We start from the raw sequence: 15885 nt of genomic DNA on the forward strand, positions 1-15885 counted from the left end.
TCGGTCTATTGATCCAAGTCAACGGACGCGCATCTTGGAGAAGGTGCGATGCACCTCGCGATGCAATATCCCCAGAAGTGGCTGCGCGCGACCGACTTCGGGCGGGAGATCGGATCAGAGCTGGCTGGGCAATAGCGATATCGGATCAGACGATTGCTTGTTCTCACCGAGCACGCTGTCGACCGAGCGGAGCCAAGCCGCACTGTCGGTCTTTTCCGCCAATCCCTCCGCCCGCAGCAGATCGCGCAATTGTGCGTGCGCGCCGACGATGCAGAAGGCGATATGCGCCGAGGCGAGTTTGTCGTAAAGGTCGTGCAACATGCGGGCCCCTGCCAAATCGATGTAGGGTGAAGCGGAGAGATCGCAGACCACCAGCTTGATATCGGCTGCCTTCAGCAAGGCATCCGAAACCGTGTCCAGGATGGTTTCAGCATTGATGTAAAGCAGCGAAGCTTCCGGTCGAAAGGCGATGATGCCGACCAATGGCTCAACGCCTTCGTGCCTCGCATCGTCGGAGTAACGGCCGGTGCCCGGAAGCTGGCCGAGGAAAGCGACATTCGGACGTGAGGCCCGCGCCAGGAGCAGGACAATCGACGCAATCGCGGCCAGCAGGACGCCTTGCAAGATCCCCAGGAGCAACACGGACACCAGCGCAATCGCCGCAGCGTAAAAGTCGATGCGGCTGACTTGCCACATCCGCAACAGCGCGCGGATATCCACCAGTCTGTAGACGGCAGCAAAGACGATCGCCGCCAGCACCGCCTTGGGCAGATTCGTCAGGGCTCCCGTGAAGAACAGCAGGCACAGCGCCAGCGTCACCGAACAAATCATCAGCGCCAGTGGCGTCCGCGCCCCTGCATTGTCGTTGACCGCAGATTGCGACAGCCCGCCGGCCACTGGGTAGCCGTGGCCAAACGCGGTGACGAGGTTGGCCGCGCCGAGCCCCAAAAACTCCTGCCGGACATCAAGGGCATAGCCATGCTTGGCTGCAAAGCTGCGCGCGGCGGACACACCTTCGATATAGGCCAACAGCACGCACCCCGCAGCCAACGGGAACAGTTCGTCCGGCTCCAATAGACCAAAGCTGGGCAATCCCAACGCCGGCAATCCCTCGGGAATTTTGCCGGTCACCGGCACGCCAAGCGACGGAAAGCCGAGCAGTGTCGCCAGCATGATCGATAGCGCCATGATCGTGAGCCCGACCGGCTTTCCCCGCAGCCACCGCTCTCCCACAAGCAAGGACAAGAGGGCGATGGCTCCGATCGCCAGCACCAGCCAATTGATGCCGCCGAGCTGGCCGGCGAGCTTGATGGCGCGATCAAAGAAATTGTGACCGCCTCCGGCGACGCCGAACAGGCTCGGCAACTGGCTCATGATGATCGTGAGGCCCGCGCCGGCCTTGAAACCGACCAGAATGCTGTCGCTCACCAGACGGACGAGAACGCTGAGCTTGAACAACCACGCGATCAGACAAAGCAGCGCCACCGCGCAGGCGGCCAGGCTCGCGATCTCGGCGTATTTCGCCGCGTCTCCGCCGGCCAGCGTCCCGACGGTCGCCGCAATCATCAACGAGATCGCCGAGGTCGGACCTATTGCAAGCTGGCGCGACGACCCGAGCAGCGCATAGCCGATGCCGCCGAGCATGTAGCCGTAGATTCCGATCTGGGGCGGCAGGCCCGCCAGCGTGGCATAGGCCAGCGACACCGGAATGGCGTAAGCCGCAAGCGTAATGCCGGCGATGGCGTCCGAACGCAGCCAGGCGCGGTGATACTGCGCCAGCCAGGTTGCGGGCGGAAACAGGAAGAGCCAGCGCCATTTCCGCCCGGAAGACATCAGAGCCTACCCTCCTCGCTTGAGGCTTCGCAGAGCAAAAGCACGACCAGCAGTGCAATCACGGGGAGACCGAGCGCCAGATTCGGGATTTGCTTGGTCGCGAAGGCGCCCACAGCCGCCCCTAGACCAAAGGTGACGCATAAGGTGGCGAAAATGCCGGGGGGACGGAGCGTCCCATCGCCGGCGGCCGCAGCGAACAGCCCTTCAATCGCCTGCCGCATGTTGCCCGTGATCATGACGGAGCTGTAGAGCACGCCCTCGACCCTCGTGAAGACCGCGCTCTGCACGGCGGCGACGAAGGAAATGCCGAGTGTTCCGGCGAGATCCGGCAAGCGGTTGTGCAGGATGGCGATGGTGACCAGCAGCAGGATTTCGATCAGCGTACCGATCGCGCTGGCGCGTGCTCCGGTTGCCCGGCGCAGCCATGCAGCGACCAGAATACCGGCGGCGAATGCAAGGATCGGCGGAACAAAGTGCAGCGCCTTCGTCCAATTTCCGATCGAGCCATAAACCCACAACAGCACAAGGTTTGCGGTCTGGGCATTGGCCATCACGCCGTGGATGATCCATGTATAGGCGTCGATATAGCCGCCGGCGAAGGCAAGCAGCAGCGCAATCGGCGCCGTTTCGTCGCGGCGTATCGACGAAGCAACGGCGGTATCCATCGTACTCATGTCCCCACGTCAAGTCATGCGGCTCAACTGGGAGCGGCTTAACCCCGGCAGGGGTTGATCTGAATCAAGCATCGCCGGGTTTGACGAACCAGATTTAGCGCAAATCGCTGGAGGGCCTGCACCATGAGCACGGTCAGATGGATCATCTCCGCCGCTCCGGAAATTTTTCTGCTGCTGTCGGTCGCGCTGGGCACCATTCTTGGCCGCGTCCGGATTCGCGGTTTTTCGATCGGCACCACCGCGTGCACGCTCATCGTTGCCGTTCTGATCGGGCAGCTTGGCACCTTCACGTTTCCGTCCCTGCTCAGGGTCATTCTCTTCAGCCTGTTCGTGTTCACGATCGGCTACCGGTCCGGACCCGAGTTCTTTGCTTCGTTGAGCATCCGGACCCTGGCGCAGGTTGCGCTCGCACTCGTGCTTGGCGGCACCGGCCTCGTCATCGTTCTCGTATTTGCCCATGTGTTCGCGCTCGGTCCCGGCACCGCTTCCGGTCTTGCTGCGGGAGCCCTGACACAATCGTCGGTCATCGGCACCGCATCTGGCGCACTAGCCCAGCTCGGACTGGCCAAGGACGTGCTGCAGCAGCAGGACGCCAATATCGCCGCCGGCTACGCCGTCACCTACGTGCTCGGCTATATTCTCACGCTCCTGTACGTGCCGTTTGTCGCGCCGAAATTGATGCGGATCGATCTGAAAGCGGAAGCTGCAAAGCTCGAGGCGGAGCTTTCGGGTGGCAACCCGCCACAAACTGAGAATCTGCATTATCGCAAGTTCCAGGCCCGCGCCTATCGAGTGTCGGCCGCGGCCGGTCGGACCGTCGGCGCCGTCGAAGACGAGATCGGCAGCCGCAGCGTGATCGAGCGGATCGTACGCGGGGGAGCTGACGTCGAGCCGCATCGCGACACGGTGCTTGAAGCGAGCGACGACATCGTCATCGCGGGTCGCACGGCGGCCATTGTCGCCGCAAAGCCGATCGTTGGCACAGAAATCGATGCCGATGAGATCCTGAAGGCTCTTCCAGGCAATGTGGTCGACGTCCTCGTTGACAATCGCAAACTCCACGGCCGCTCCGTCAAGGACATGGCTGAACGCGTCGGCGACGCCGCGCGCGGCGTATTCCTGCGCACCTTGACGCGGATGGGACGCGAGGTCCCCCTGAGCGCGGACACCCGCGTCTATGTCGGTGACGTCATGACGCTGGTCGGCAGCACCCGCAACATCGAGCGCGCCGCGTCGCAGGTTGGACAGATCCTGAGCGCCGAAGACCGCACCGACATCGCATTCCTTGCCGCAGGCATTGCCATAGGTCTGCTCGCCGGTCTCGCGAGCGTCAAGATCGGCTCAGTGCCCCTGACTCTGGGCGGCGGCGGCGGTGCCTTGATAGCGGGACTTTTCTGCGGCTGGCTACGCTCGCGCCGGCCGACGATGGGTGCAATGCCGCCCGCCGCGCAGCAAACGCTGAGCGACCTCGGGCTCGGCGGCTTCATCGCCGCGATCGGGCTCGGCAACGGCCACGCGGCCTGGGTTGCAATCCAGTCGCACGGCATGCTGCTGGTGGGCATGGGCCTGGTGGTCACGTTGGTGCCGCTGATCGTGACGACCCTGTTTGCCCATCGCGTGCTCCGCATGAACCCGGTCATCATTTGCGGCGCGCTGGCCGGCGCCATGACTGTCGACGCCGCGGTGACCGGGGCCTGCGAAGTTGCAGAAAGCCAGACGCCGGTGCTCGGCGTGGCCGTGCCTTACGCTGTTGGCAACGTCGTCCTGACCGTGCTTGGACCGATCATCGTCGCCAGCACTTTCGCCGGTTGAAGGAGGCGCGCGTGAATCTCCGCCATGCTTCAACAGCGACCTACCTGGCAGGAGCACTGAGCATCTTGGCCTGCTTTCTTGCCCCTGTACGCGCCGACGACAATGTTCGGATCCAGGAAGAGGTTTGGGCCCTGCCACTCCCGCTGCCGATGTTCGCCTATGTTGTCCGGCCCGTCGGCGAAGGCCCCTTCCCGCTGGCGATCATGAACCACGGCGTGTCGCTCAAGCCCGTCGATCGCAGCTTCTTCCCGCTGGTGGAGTTCCGCGACGCCGCCAAGTGGTTTGCCAGGCGCGGCTACCTCGTGGTGGCACCCGTCGGCACCGGCTACGGCGCAGCCGCCATCGACATTCCAGAGCACGGTCTCTACGGGCCGTTCTTCTCCAAGGTCGGAAGCTGTACTAGTCCCAACTTTCACGACGCCGGACGTGCCGTTGCGCAAGTTGATCTCTGGATCATCGACTACATGGTGGCCGAGAAACGCGTTCTGCCGAAGGACATGATCGTCATCGGACAGTCCGCCGGCGGTTGGGCTTCCATTGCGCTCTCGAGCGCAAACCCGCCGCAGGTGAAGGCAATCATCACCTTCGCCGCAGGACGCGGCGGGCGCGTCGACGGCAAACCCAACAACAATTGCGCACCGGACAAGCTGGTCGAAGCAACTGCCGATTTCGGCCGAACCTCGCGGGTACCAATGCTGTGGTTCTATATCGAGAACGACACGTTTTTCGGTCCGGCCTTGTCGAAGCGCATGCACGACGCCTTCACCGCTGCCGGCGGCAGGGCCGAATATCATCTGATGCCGCCCTTTGGCAACGAAGGGCACTTCTTCATCGGCTCGCCCGATACGATTGCGACGTGGTCGCCACTCGTCGAGCAATTCCTTGACGCACAGAAATAGCCGCGGAGGCTGGCGTGGAGGCAGTACATGATTGACGCAACTTCAGTGCTTTCGTCTGGGCGTGCGCTCGTCTGCGTGTCGATATTGTTCGCGGCGGCTCTTGCCGGACCAGCTTCGGCGCAGAATGCAGCCGCGCCCAAGCCGGCTCCAGAGGCAAAGTCCGCCGAAATCGCGCCTCGCGGACAGCGCGAAGCCAAGGACATCACCTATGGCGACTGGCGGAAGCTTTGCGTCAAGCCCGGCGGTGCGGCGATGCTGTGTCGGACCTCGATCACCGGCAAGTTTGCAACGGGCCAGATGGCGGTGCGCGTAGATCTGATCGAGCGCGACGGCGACCGCACTGCCCGGCTACAAGTGTTTGTCCCCGTCGGCATGTATCTGCAACGGCCTGCCAAGCTGACCGTCGATCAGGGAAATTCCCGGTCGTTGCCCTACACCTGGTGCCTGAGCAATGCCTGTATCGCCGCCGACGCCGCCGATCCCAAGTTCATCGAGGACATGGAAGCCGGCAAGGCGCTGGTGCTCGAGGTCACCGATTCCAACCTTTTGTCTCTGACAACATCGCTGCCGCTGGCGAAGTTTGGTTCGGTTCACAACGGCGCGCCCGCACAGACCCTGGAGCAGGACATCGAGGAGTGAGCAGCGGCGAGGTCAGCCATGGTCGGCGCAGGCGCGTTCGATGGAATCGATGAGTGCGCTTGCTGCGAAGGGCTTGGTCAGATAGGCGGCGCATCCGGACTGAACCGCGGCAGCCTGATTTGCCTGGCAGTCGTTGCCGGTAATGTAGATAACGGGGACACTGGCACATTCGCTCGCGAGCCTGCGGCGGAGTGAGATACCCGACTCTCCGTTCAGATTGATATCCAGAACGATGCAGCACGCCTCTTCGATGCAGCCATAATTAAGCAGCGCAGCGGCCGAATCAAAAGCAACAGCATCAAAGCCGTGCATTCGAAGCAGCCGCTCCAAGCTTCGGCGCATTGATAAATCATCATCCACGACGTAAATCGACTTACGTGCAAACAATGGGCCCGTCTTTCTGATTGGAAACCTGGTACTCGCGTCGCAACGACGCTACGCGGCAAAGGTTCCTGCGCTAATCCGACGGCTAACGACGCCGGTATGTAGGCGGCCCAGGGCGAATTATGTCAATAGCATTTCATATTGTCCCATCGTACAGGTCTGATCACGGACCTGAAGAAGCGCACGAAAACCGGCCTGCATTACACCTTTGCCGAATCCAGCAGGCCGAGCCGCTCGGCAGCGGACACCAGTTCGGCAAACGATAGTACCTGCATCTTTGTCATCACTTGGTGGCGGTGCGCCTTCACTGTGCGTTCGGTCGTTCCGAGCTCATAGGCGATCTGCTTGTTGATTTTACCGCGTACGATCAGGTCGAACACTTGTCGTTCGCGCCGCGACAGAGACGTCAAGCGAGAACGAAGCGAATCGAGCTTGCTCTGTTGGCTCCGCGCCACCTCCTGTTGAGCCATTGCCCGCTCTATCGCATCGATCAACTGCTCAGACGATACCGGCTTGATAAGGACATCCTCCGCGCCGGCCTTGATGGCACGAACCGTCGTCGCGGTATCGGCATGTCCGGTCAGGAAGACGATCGGCAGCGGCGAACGGCGTTGGACGAGCGAGCTTTGCAACTCCGGCCCGCTCAGGCCAGGAAGCTGCACATCAAGCAAGATACATCCCGGATGGTCGGACGCTGGCGGATCATCCAGCAACTGCTGGGCGGACGCGTAGGTCACAACTTCATACCCAGCCAGTTTGAGCCGACGCTGAATCGCCATCCGGAAGGATGCATCGTCGTCCACGACATATACGAAGCCGGACAAGTTTTTTTCCCCTCGATGGGTACTTCAAATGCAGAAAGACCAGACGTGCCGTCGATGCCTGAGCAAAGCAGCCCAATTGGGATGCCACAACCGGGAACGAAGCGTCCGCTGTCGGCATATTGCCGCATCATCTGACAGACACTCTGACGGGTTCTCAGTCAGCGCATCGAACCCCTCCTGTACCTTGGTACAATGCACCTACAGACAATGGTTGAAAACCCCAATTATCGCCTAAACAACCGTCGCGGGAAGCGGATTTTCGGCGGCTCCTTATTCCCGCGATGGAAATACCGCGTCACCATTAGTTCGGGAGTTGGCCATGTTCGTTCGCACCGCTGCCGACGCCTCCTCGCGGCTTCATTCGCTCCGTGAGCTGGGGTTAAACACCGATTCAAATCCGATCATCAGTCTAAACGAATTTACCTATAAGAAGGGCTCCGAAGTCTACGGTGAAAAGGAGCCCGCAGAGTACGTCTATCAGGTGAAGAAGGGCGCTGTGCGGAGCTACAAGCTGCTGTCGGACGGCCGACGCCAGATCGGCGCATTTCATCTTGCGGGCGACATCTTCGGGCTGGAAAACGGCAGCGCGCACAGGTTCACGACGGAAGCGATCGTCGACACCACGGTTCGTTTGGTGAGGCGCCAAAGTCTCGAGCTGGTCGCGCAGGACGACGCCGTGGTGGCTCGTAACCTGCTGAGCATGACTACGACCAACCTTCAGCATGCGGAAGACCACATGCTGCTGCTCGGTCGCAAGACTTCGCTGGAGCGGGTCGCAGCCTTCCTGATCGAGATGGACAAGCGGCTGACCGCCGCCGGGATCATGGCGCTGCCGATGTCGCGGCGTGATATCGCCGACTATCTCGGATTAACGCTGGAAACCGTCTCCCGCGCACTATCGCGGTTGCATGAGCTCGGTATCCTCGGCTTCATCGGAAACACTCAGCGCCAGATCGTGCTGCTGGACAGGCTGAAGCTCGCTAGCCTCGATCTCCAGAACTAGACTTAGGGGCCGCAATCGCCGCGAGATGTTCAACCGTCTTGCGCAGGACCTCGAAAAGAACCGCGGTCGACCAACCAAACATCAGGATGCCGTTCATTGCTGTCATAGGTCCGGTCAGCCGCCAGCCCGCCACGGGCGTGATGTCCCCATAGCCGAGCGTGGTGTAGTTCACGAAGGTGAAATATAGCAGATCGCTCCCCGGAGGCGCCGCGCCGACCATCGCATAGGCGAGCGCCCAAATGAGAACCTCGACGGTGTGCGCGACCATCAAAATGACAGCAGTGGTGACCATCACGGCCATCAGGTGCGACCGGGGCCGCGCCGTATGCTTCAAGCCAGCGGTACGAGCGATGTCGATGGCCGCAACGGTCACCAGCGCATGAATCATGATGTTGATCACGCTGATCAAGGTACCGAGCAGGAATTGGACCGCCATTGCGAGCTCCCTCAGACGCTGCCGGGGTTTGGTTTGGTCAGCCCTGCCATCCGGCCCGCGGTATGATGCGGGCGTTTGACGCAGATCAACGTGCCGCGGGCGTGTACGCTCGGCACTGCGGCCGCCAAGAGCCCCGATCATGACGCTCAGCTTGCCACCCTCGAGCCACCCTTCATCAGCAGCGCCAGCGTGTGCCTGGCGATCATGAGATCCTCGTCGGAGGGCACGATGTAGACTGGGATGCGGCTCGCTGGAGACGATATCAGCCGCGATTGCAGCGCGTTCTCTTTCGCATCGAGCTTGACACCGAGCCATGCGAGCTGCTCCGCCACGCGCGAACGGAGCGATGCGGAGTTGTCGCCAACCTCTGCCGTGAAGACGAACGCGTCAAGACCCTGCAGCGCAGCTGCGAGCATGCCCGCGTTGAGACCGATTCGATAAGCGAAATGATCGATGGCGAACTTCGCGCTCGCGTCCTTACTTGCTTCGAGCTGACGCATATCACCGCGCCCCACGACTTTCGGATCGATTTGCCCCGCTCGCACGTCCATCGGCAATCCGTCAAGCGCGGTGAAGGCCATTGTGCTCTCTACGCTCAGTCCACCGCTGAGCGCGCACATCGATGCCTCGCTCCCGAGACGCGCGACTATCACCCGTTTCATCGCGATTTCCGGCGCAATCCTAGGCAAGGCCTTCGCAATATATTCGTAAGTGAGACCATGAAATCCGTAGCGCCGCACGCCCTCGGCATAGAGCTGACGAGGAATGACATAATCATCGGCGGCCGCGGCATGCGTTCGGTGAAATGCGGTGTCGAAGCAGGCGACCTGCGGGAGCGCCAGGAAATTCACCAGGATCGAACGGATAGGCGCCAGATTGTGCGGTAGGTCAAACGGCGCCAACGCGGTCAACCGCTCCAGGCACGCCAGGACTTCGTGATCGATGAGGACCGGCCGATCATGCTCCGCAGCGCCGTGCGCGACGCGGTGCCCGACTGCAATGGGGTGGATATGAAGCTCATCCCGCAACCAGGCGCCGGCAATGTCCATCGCGGCCGCAATATCCTGCACTGCTTCGACTGGGTAAGCGCGATTGGCGAGCGGACCGCCGCCAGCCTTGCTCGCCCGCAGGCGCGGACAGCGCCCGATGCCGTCCAACCGCCCCTTGAGCCGCTGCCGTAGCCTGCCTTCTCCTTCGACAGAGTAGATCTGGAATCGGAGATCAGAAGAGCCGGCATTGATGACAAGGATGGTATCCATGGCGCTCACGTCGCACTCGTTGGAGCATGCCGAATCCCTGCATCAATACCGGCGGTCACTGCAACGGCACCAGGCGGGCCAGACATTTCCACCACCAGATTCCGACCTCGTTGTCGTATCGCTTTGGCTGAAGAGCTCGGTCGAACTCATTTAGGTCAACGCTCGATCGCCAGTTTCGCCGGCACAGCACGTTCGGCACGAATCCAGGCCACCGTCAGCTCCCAGACCACAGATAGAATGATAGGTCCGATGAAGAGGCCGATGATCCCGTGGAAGAGGGTCCCTCCGATCACCCCGATCAGGATCACGAGCGCCGGCGTGGTCAGGCCGCGCCCCATGACAAGCGGTTTCAGGATATTGTCGAGAACCGATACGATCACGAGAAACACCGTCAGTAGGAGCGCGATCGGAAATTCCTTGTCGGTCCAGATCCAGATGATAACCGGCAGGATGACGATGGTCCCGCCGATCTGCACGATCGACAGCAACAGCACCACGAAGGCAAGAAGGCCCGCGCTGGCGATGCCGGCGAGCTTGAAACCTATTCCCGCCAGCAAGGCTTGGATGATAGCAACGCCTATCACGCCTTGAGCCACCGCACGGATCGTGGCTCCCGCCAAGTCCAGAAAATGCTCGCTTTGGTCCGGCACGATGCGCGACAGAAAGCTGCGCCCTGCGGCCACGAGCTGGGGTCCATACGGAAACAGCACGCCGGCCACCGCCACCGACAGCAGAAACTTGACCGTTCCCACACCGGCATTGCCGGCAAACCCAAGCAAGGTGGTCGCGAATGGCTTCAAATAGGGCACGACCGCGCGCAAGAGCGACCGGAGGTTGGTCGTCGCCTGATCCCAGAGATCGAAGAGCTGAGGCCCGATGACTGGCCACTCCTTGAGCGACTGCGGCGGCGAAGGCACATGCAATTCACCGGCCGTCACCTGGGCGGCAAGATCGGTGATCCCGTCGACCGCGCCCATGCCCAGCCAGGTCGCCGGTCCGATCACCACAGCCAGGTTGACGAGCGTGAGGATCGTCGCCGCAAGCTTCGGCCGCCCACCGAGAATGTCGCTGAGGCGCCGAAAAACCGGGTTCAGCGCAGCAGCAAGCACGACACTCCAGGCCAATATGGGGATGAATGGACGGACCAGGAGGAGCGCCCAGACGAGCAGCAGCCCGAGCAATCCGAGCCGGATCAAAAGCTGGATGATCTCGTCTCCGGAGAATATCTGACGGAGTGTTTTCACGGACGCGCCTTCAGTCATGCCGCGCATGCTGAGGCGAACTAGCCCCTGCTCTCACTCAGCTGGCTTGATCCAGATCAAGCGTCACGGCCCTCCTACGGCTGAGGTCCGCACGGGTTCAGCTCACGCTCGGCCTGAAACACTTTTAGCGATCACAACATTTCATGTGCACGGTCATGCCGCCGGCGCGACGGAATCTCTTCCTAGCCGGTCAGTCGAGGTTTCAACCACGTGGAGGACATGATGAGGTTCATCAAAGCGGCATTTGCAGCAATTCTTACTGTCGTGAGCGCCATGATTTCTGTCCCCGGAAGCGAAGCGGCGCCCTTGCCCACCAACGTCGGTGCGATGAGAGCCACGCTTGATAGTGACGTGGTGAAAGTGCGCTACGGAGGCTTGGGTTATCGTGGCGGATGGGGCGGAGGCTATCGCGGAGCGGGATTGGGCTATCGTGGTTTGGGGTATCGCGGCGTCGGCTATGGCTACAGAGGTTACGGATATCGAGGCTACCGTGGCTGGGGCGCCGGCGCAGTGGTCGCCGGCGCTGTCGTTGGTGGCGCGATCGCAAGCTCCGGCTACTATGGTGCATATCCCTCCTACGGCGGCGGATACTCCTCTTACGGCGGAGGATACGGCCATGATTATTGTCCGCCCAGTGCCTACAGCGCCTACGGAAGCTATGGCGGTTATGGCGGCTACTACGCGAGGCGGAGCTACTATTCCGGCTGGTAGAATCTGCCTCGGATTCTCCTGAGAACGCGCTCTTGGCGCCAGGGCTCATCTTCGCGAGCCCTGAAAGCGCCAACGCGGCCGTATACTGCCAATATTGTGAACTACCCCGCGCATTGCGTCGTGAGACCGGGGGTAGTCCTCGGAGTGCGTACCGTCGCGCGCGCTGCCGCACCAGAAGCGGTGCGTCCCTGCACTCCGATCAATCGCGGCGGTCCGGTCGATCGCGTGGGCAGGCGCTGAGGATACGACGCGACAAAGCGCAAAAATGAGGGCCGGCGTTGCTGCCGGCCCCCTGAAGACATCAGATCGGGAGAGTTCAGTACCTCGCGACGACCGGATTGCTGCCCCAGCCAAACCGGTAGTTGAAGCGCACGGTGAGCATATCCACGTCCTGGGTGATCCGATCGTTTACAAAGGCGGCAAGCCGGGGATCAGCGACCGTGAACGAATTATTCCGGTGCCCCATGAAGAGATGGTCGTACTCGAGCCCCACCGACCAGTTCGGCGTGAAGCCATACTCGAAGCCTACACCAATGACACCACCCCAGCGGGTTGCGCTTTGCGCGAGGAGCTCGGTGCCGGAGGGAGTATCAAGAATGCTGAAGCGGTTGTCCGTGATCGCCGCGCCGCCCTTCACGTAGAGCAGTGACGCGTTCCAGGCGTAGCCAATCTGGCCGGTGAAGAGGCCGATGGCACTGGTCTTGCTGCGCGTGGACAGCGTCGGATTGATCAGGCTGACGCGCTGGTTGCTGAGATCCGCCCAATCGCCCTGAGCCTCCAGACCAAACACCCACTGGCTGGCCTGCCAGCGGTAACCGAGCTGGCCACCGATGACGCCACCGGACCGATCGCGGCAGCCGGAAGCGACAGCGACTCCAGCTGCGTCAAGGAAATCCACGCAGTTGTGGTTCTGCGCCCAGCCACCATTGCCGCCGATGTAGAACCCCGTCCAATTGTAGATCGGAATAATCGGTGCCGGAGGCGGCGCCTTCACGGCCATGTCGGCAGCCATGGCGGGTCCCATTGCAGGACCCATGGCCAGCGCCACCAAGCCAATTGTTGTCAGCAGAAGTCTTTTCATCATGCTCTCTCCTTGCCGGCCGCTTTTTGATTGCTCGAACGGCGGCTTGTTGCACTGCGATCATCCCCCAACTTCCAGCTGAAACTCTACGGGCGAGAGCACCAACTCCACGTGCCATAATGGCAACACTCAAGACATTTCGAACGAGACTCGGCATGAAGCACCAAGACCTCCTGCCTATTTCTCAGGGTCGCGCTTGGCATCGTGGCCGCCAACCTCGTCGCCTCGCTCTTGCTCTATCCAGGACGGAATGTCGCTCGAGGGAATCAGCCGTCGCGGCAAGAACGGATTGAGCGTGCCTGCGAACACGATCAATCCCTCATTGAATTTCTCTCGCGCGAAAGCCCGCGCCTCGGGTTCGCTTTCGAATGTGCGCGTCTCCCGTGGACTTCGCCGCTTCGGCAAGGTCCCACGCTTGTGCACCTCGAACGTGACGTACCAGGTCTGCGGCATCCGCCAGTTTCCGGATCGCGATCAAGCGGACATCTGCCGCCGAACAATGACCGGTGAGATCATGTCGGCGTCCTAGTTGCGGCGTTCTTCACGGCGCTCCGTGCGCCCTGTACGCCTTTCCTGACGGCGTTCAGTCCGGCCCGTGCGCCGTTCCTGACGCCGCTCGTGGCGGCCTCCGCGCCTCTCCTGGCGTCGCTCCATGCCGATCGTCTGCGCCCGCGCTTCTGTTCCGAACAGCACCGTGCCGGATGCCGCCAATCCGAGTACAGCGGCCCATCCCAGCAATGAAAGAGCCCCGCGACGATCGATTCGTTCAGACCTTGACGTTTCACTCATGTCAGTTACTCCCGATCTTCAAGGACATTTGATTGGGCAATGCCTCGACGTGCACTCGTTGCTAGTATCGATGGCGGACGCCCCACTCCGAAGATGCGATCGGAGACGCTCACCAAACCTGGTTGCCAAACCAGCCGTACTGCGGCGGCCGTGCGACGAGCCGGATATTTTTTTCGATGTGCCTCCTCGCACTTTTGTTTTGACGCTGCGGCTTCACATCAGCCTTTGTCGACGGACGCGCTGGCGGTCGTTCGGCATCGAGCGGTCCTAGCTGAGCAAAGGCCTCGCGCACGCGCGTCTGTGGGAGGTCGGCGCCTGGCAGGACACCAAGCTCGACCTTGGCGATGTCGGTTGCGACAATCGTGGGCAGGCTGGTGTCGAGAACGACCCGCTCGGGCAATTTCCAATCGGAATGGATGCGGATGGTGGCGGAGCGCGCAGCTCCACCGTGGATGGCAGGCCGATCCTGCACCAGGGCGTCCGCAACGAAGAGCATCGCAAGCAACGCACCGCCGACATAGAACAGATATCGCGAGATGGGCATTGTCGGCGCCGTTGCCGCCGCAGATCTTCGTCTGGCAAGCAACGGGCCACGGCGGCAGGATTGGCGAAGAAATGCAACCTGCATGGGCATGGCTGCCTAAATCGAGCCGCCGTTGCTTCCGCCGCGGCGCGCCCCTGGTGAAGCACTTGCTGATGCATGGGCCGCGCTTCACTGGTAAGCGCACGCACGCTGCAGCAGGCTAATGTTCACCGTGTTCGAACGCGGCGTCGCTTGAGCCAGATCAACGAATCGAATTTTCGCAACGCCGCCTCGCGTAGTATCGCGCGACTTGGTCAGCGGCCGTGACATGCCCCTTGGTACAATGACCGGAAGGGCAATTGCGGAGATGTGGCACGCAACGCAGAATTCCCACTGCGTACATCGAGCTTCTGGCAGGGAGGGCCGATGATGAGTCAATTCGAACTGAGTTCGCGCGCAGCACTTTGCCGGAGGCTTGCAAGGCAGGATCCGGTAAACCAAAGGGTCTGGATGGCCGAGGCAAGAAGCTGGTCACGCTTGGCGGCCGAGAGGCTTCATGATGAGCACCGATTGAAGGGTGGCATCACCGCCCGATTGTTCTTCGCGTTCACCAAATTGGTCGAGGCGCAACACGAGCCCACGAACGAAACGGCAGAGATGATGAAGAGCGGATCAAGAGGCGTCATGCCGTCTCGGAGCTTGTCGCCGACTGCATGACGCATTCCAGCGAGAAGCGTTCGCACGATTGCATACTTGGCTCCAGTGTAGAGAGGGCCGAGATCCCACGTGACAGCTCGCTTCCGATGCGTTCTCGCGCGCTGCACTTATCGGACATCACAGCGTCGTCGTCGAGATTCACCTAACTTGATTCGAACTTGACCCGGCAAAGTCGAAGACGAAGCAGATGCGATTTGTTTGAACCCCTTGATCTAAAGCAAGCCGCCGCCCTGGTGCTGCGTTGGTGTTGTGACGTTGAAGTTCATTTTTGGAGAAGGTCCATGAAATCAACGAGCGCAAGGAAGATTGCCGTTGCCGCCCTCGTATGCGGAACGACGTTGGCCATCGGCTGGAACGACCAAGACGGAATTTCGCTGGGGCTCGACAAGGCGCAAGCGGCGACGAGGTTGTACGTCACTCCCTATAATCGCGGACACTACTACACTAACGAGAGTCTGCCCTGGTACGCCGTGCGAGCCTATTACTTCGGCGGACCGTGGAGCTACGGCTATAGCGGCTGGACCGATTATGCGGCACGCAACGGCATCGGTTGCGTCCCAGGCTCGTTGGTGAAGGGCGGCGATGGCATCATGTACGTGTGCCAATAGAGCTTCATGATGGCGCGATGGGCGGCGCCCATTAAGCCGCCTGTCGCGCTAATCTGCGCTCAGGAGATCGACGGCTGAGGGGGAGGATATCATGACCTATGTTCTGGTCGTCATCAGCTGGCTCGGCGTCGCGAATGGCGCCGTCATATCGACACAAGAGTTTTCAAGCGCAGAGCGTTGCGAAGCAGCCCGGACGGCGCTGATGGAATACGCGAAAGCGCGCAGCAGCGACGAGACACTGAGGCCGCTCTGCATACAGAAGTAAGAAAGAGGCGAAAAGGGCGACGCATGTACCCCGGCCCGACTGAATCGTTCTGGTGGTTCGCCTTCGCTTAACAGATTCACGATTTCGACGGTTCCTTGATCTTGATCAATGGTCCGAGCGCCAGTCCATGGGGCGATCCAAATTCACTCTCACAGGCGGAGACTGT

The 15885-nt window shown here is 61.2% G+C and carries 17 protein-coding genes; 7 read left to right on the plus strand and 10 right to left on the minus strand.

The genetic code is table 11. The features are described 5' to 3' along the window. Positions 1-114: 114 nt before the first annotated feature. Both AC0L3U_RS10395 and AC0L3U_RS10400 read right to left on the minus strand, forming a co-directional pair. The gene (locus tag AC0L3U_RS10395; protein ID WP_473361678.1) at positions 115-1833 is read right to left on the minus strand and encodes a SulP family inorganic anion transporter; all 1719 of its coding nucleotides are present in this window, start codon (positions 1831-1833) and stop codon (positions 115-117) included. Further along, on the minus strand, positions 1833-2507 hold the full coding sequence (locus AC0L3U_RS10400) for a YoaK family protein (protein ID WP_473361679.1): 675 nt from the start codon (positions 2505-2507) through the stop codon (positions 1833-1835). The genes AC0L3U_RS10395 and AC0L3U_RS10400 overlap by 1 nt, the downstream gene beginning before the upstream one ends. A 123-nt stretch (positions 2508-2630) precedes the next feature. Here AC0L3U_RS10400 and AC0L3U_RS10405 point away from each other — a divergent pair, with 123 nt between their 5' ends. The 3 genes from AC0L3U_RS10405 to AC0L3U_RS10415 are packed head-to-tail and all read left to right on the plus strand — an operon-like array spanning position 2631 to position 5857. Next, positions 2631-4319 carry an aspartate-alanine antiporter-like transporter gene (locus AC0L3U_RS10405; protein WP_473361680.1) on the plus strand — a complete coding sequence of 563 codons (1689 nt, stop codon included), beginning with the start codon at positions 2631-2633 and terminating at the stop codon, positions 4317-4319. Between the two features lie 56 nt (positions 4320-4375). Then, positions 4376-5218 carry an alpha/beta hydrolase family protein gene (locus AC0L3U_RS10410; protein WP_473361791.1) on the plus strand — a complete coding sequence of 281 codons (843 nt, stop codon included), beginning with the start codon at positions 4376-4378 and terminating at the stop codon, positions 5216-5218. Positions 5219-5245: 27 nt separating this feature from the next. Beyond that, entirely contained in the window at positions 5246-5857 is a 612-nt protein-coding gene (locus AC0L3U_RS10415) for an invasion associated locus B family protein (protein WP_473361681.1), read from the plus strand. 12 nt (positions 5858-5869) lie between these two features. Here the strand turns inward: AC0L3U_RS10415 and AC0L3U_RS10420 are convergent, their stop codons facing one another. Together AC0L3U_RS10420 and AC0L3U_RS10425 are read right to left on the minus strand one after the other, a co-directional pair. Then, positions 5870-6244: a response regulator gene (locus tag AC0L3U_RS10420; protein WP_473361682.1), complete on the minus strand. Its 375-nt coding sequence runs from the start codon at positions 6242-6244 to the stop codon at positions 5870-5872. A 197-nt stretch (positions 6245-6441) separates the two neighbouring features. After that, positions 6442-7065: a response regulator transcription factor gene (locus AC0L3U_RS10425; RefSeq protein WP_473361683.1), complete on the minus strand. Its 624-nt coding sequence runs from the start codon at positions 7063-7065 to the stop codon at positions 6442-6444. Positions 7066-7384: 319 nt separating this feature from the next. On the opposite strand from AC0L3U_RS10425, the gene AC0L3U_RS10430 reads away from it, so the two are divergent. Then, positions 7385-8068, plus strand: coding sequence for a helix-turn-helix domain-containing protein (locus tag AC0L3U_RS10430; RefSeq protein ID WP_456764936.1), 684 nt, complete (start codon positions 7385-7387; stop codon positions 8066-8068). Here the strand turns inward: AC0L3U_RS10430 and AC0L3U_RS10435 are convergent. From AC0L3U_RS10435 to AC0L3U_RS10445, 3 genes are all read right to left on the minus strand, one after another. Next, the gene (locus AC0L3U_RS10435) at positions 8046-8504 is read right to left on the minus strand and encodes a potassium channel family protein (protein ID WP_473287412.1); all 459 of its coding nucleotides are present in this window, start codon (positions 8502-8504) and stop codon (positions 8046-8048) included. The genes AC0L3U_RS10430 and AC0L3U_RS10435 overlap by 23 nt on opposite strands. A gap of 146 nt (positions 8505-8650) precedes the next feature. Beyond that, complete coding sequence (locus AC0L3U_RS10440) at positions 8651-9763, minus strand: acetate/propionate family kinase (RefSeq protein ID WP_473287413.1); 1113 nt, start codon at positions 9761-9763, stop codon at positions 8651-8653. A gap of 155 nt (positions 9764-9918) precedes the next feature. Beyond that, positions 9919-11034 carry an AI-2E family transporter gene (locus tag AC0L3U_RS10445; protein ID WP_473346715.1) on the minus strand — a complete coding sequence of 372 codons (1116 nt, stop codon included), beginning with the start codon at positions 11032-11034 and terminating at the stop codon, positions 9919-9921. Positions 11035-11445: 411 nt separating this feature from the next. Between AC0L3U_RS10445 and AC0L3U_RS10450 the strand changes: the two genes are divergently transcribed. Continuing rightward, positions 11446-11736, plus strand: a complete 291-nt coding sequence (locus tag AC0L3U_RS10450) for a hypothetical protein (RefSeq protein ID WP_473361684.1) — start codon at positions 11446-11448, stop codon at positions 11734-11736. A 316-nt stretch (positions 11737-12052) separates the two neighbouring features. Here AC0L3U_RS10450 and AC0L3U_RS10455 read toward each other — a convergent pair whose 3' ends face one another. From AC0L3U_RS10455 to AC0L3U_RS10465, 3 genes are all read right to left on the minus strand, one after another. Further along, a complete protein-coding gene (locus AC0L3U_RS10455; protein WP_473361685.1) occupies positions 12053-12820 on the minus strand; it encodes an outer membrane protein in 768 nt (255 codons plus the stop codon). A gap of 174 nt (positions 12821-12994) precedes the next feature. Further along, complete coding sequence (locus AC0L3U_RS10460; protein WP_473361686.1) at positions 12995-13270, minus strand: hypothetical protein; 276 nt, start codon at positions 13268-13270, stop codon at positions 12995-12997. 445 nt (positions 13271-13715) lie between these two features. Continuing rightward, the gene (locus AC0L3U_RS10465; RefSeq protein WP_473361687.1) at positions 13716-14240 is read right to left on the minus strand and encodes a hypothetical protein; all 525 of its coding nucleotides are present in this window, start codon (positions 14238-14240) and stop codon (positions 13716-13718) included. Positions 14241-15127: 887 nt separating this feature from the next. Here AC0L3U_RS10465 and AC0L3U_RS10470 point away from each other — a divergent pair. Then, entirely contained in the window at positions 15128-15454 is a 327-nt protein-coding gene (locus AC0L3U_RS10470) for a hypothetical protein (protein ID WP_456764944.1), read from the plus strand. A 91-nt stretch (positions 15455-15545) separates the two neighbouring features. Then, positions 15546-15719 carry a hypothetical protein gene (locus AC0L3U_RS10475; protein ID WP_007592998.1) on the plus strand — a complete coding sequence of 58 codons (174 nt, stop codon included), beginning with the start codon at positions 15546-15548 and terminating at the stop codon, positions 15717-15719. Positions 15720-15885 lie beyond the last annotated feature (166 nt).

This window comes from Bradyrhizobium sp. Kon69, assembly GCF_055807515.1.

Coding starts and splice junctions, on each gene's coding strand:
- AC0L3U_RS10455 (WP_473361685.1), bottom strand. CDS start 12,820: ATGATGAAAAGACTTCTGCTGACAACAATTGGCTTGGTGGCGCTGGCC.
- AC0L3U_RS10435 (WP_473287412.1), bottom strand. CDS start 8,504: ATGGCGGTCCAATTCCTGCTCGGTACCTTGATCAGCGTGATCAACATC.
- AC0L3U_RS10465 (WP_473361687.1), bottom strand. CDS start 14,240: ATGCCCATGCAGGTTGCATTTCTTCGCCAATCCTGCCGCCGTGGCCCG.
- AC0L3U_RS10475 (WP_007592998.1), top strand. CDS start 15,546: ATGACCTATGTTCTGGTCGTCATCAGCTGGCTCGGCGTCGCGAATGGC.
- AC0L3U_RS10400 (WP_473361679.1), bottom strand. CDS start 2,507: ATGAGTACGATGGATACCGCCGTTGCTTCGTCGATACGCCGCGACGAA.
- AC0L3U_RS10445 (WP_473346715.1), bottom strand. CDS start 11,034: ATGCGCGGCATGACTGAAGGCGCGTCCGTGAAAACACTCCGTCAGATA.
- AC0L3U_RS10415 (WP_473361681.1), top strand. CDS start 5,246: ATGATTGACGCAACTTCAGTGCTTTCGTCTGGGCGTGCGCTCGTCTGC.
- AC0L3U_RS10440 (WP_473287413.1), bottom strand. CDS start 9,763: ATGGATACCATCCTTGTCATCAATGCCGGCTCTTCTGATCTCCGATTC.
- AC0L3U_RS10405 (WP_473361680.1), top strand. CDS start 2,631: ATGAGCACGGTCAGATGGATCATCTCCGCCGCTCCGGAAATTTTTCTG.
- AC0L3U_RS10460 (WP_473361686.1), bottom strand. CDS start 13,270: ATGCCGCAGACCTGGTACGTCACGTTCGAGGTGCACAAGCGTGGGACC.
- AC0L3U_RS10470 (WP_456764944.1), top strand. CDS start 15,128: ATGAAATCAACGAGCGCAAGGAAGATTGCCGTTGCCGCCCTCGTATGC.
- AC0L3U_RS10430 (WP_456764936.1), top strand. CDS start 7,385: ATGTTCGTTCGCACCGCTGCCGACGCCTCCTCGCGGCTTCATTCGCTC.
- AC0L3U_RS10395 (WP_473361678.1), bottom strand. CDS start 1,833: ATGTCTTCCGGGCGGAAATGGCGCTGGCTCTTCCTGTTTCCGCCCGCA.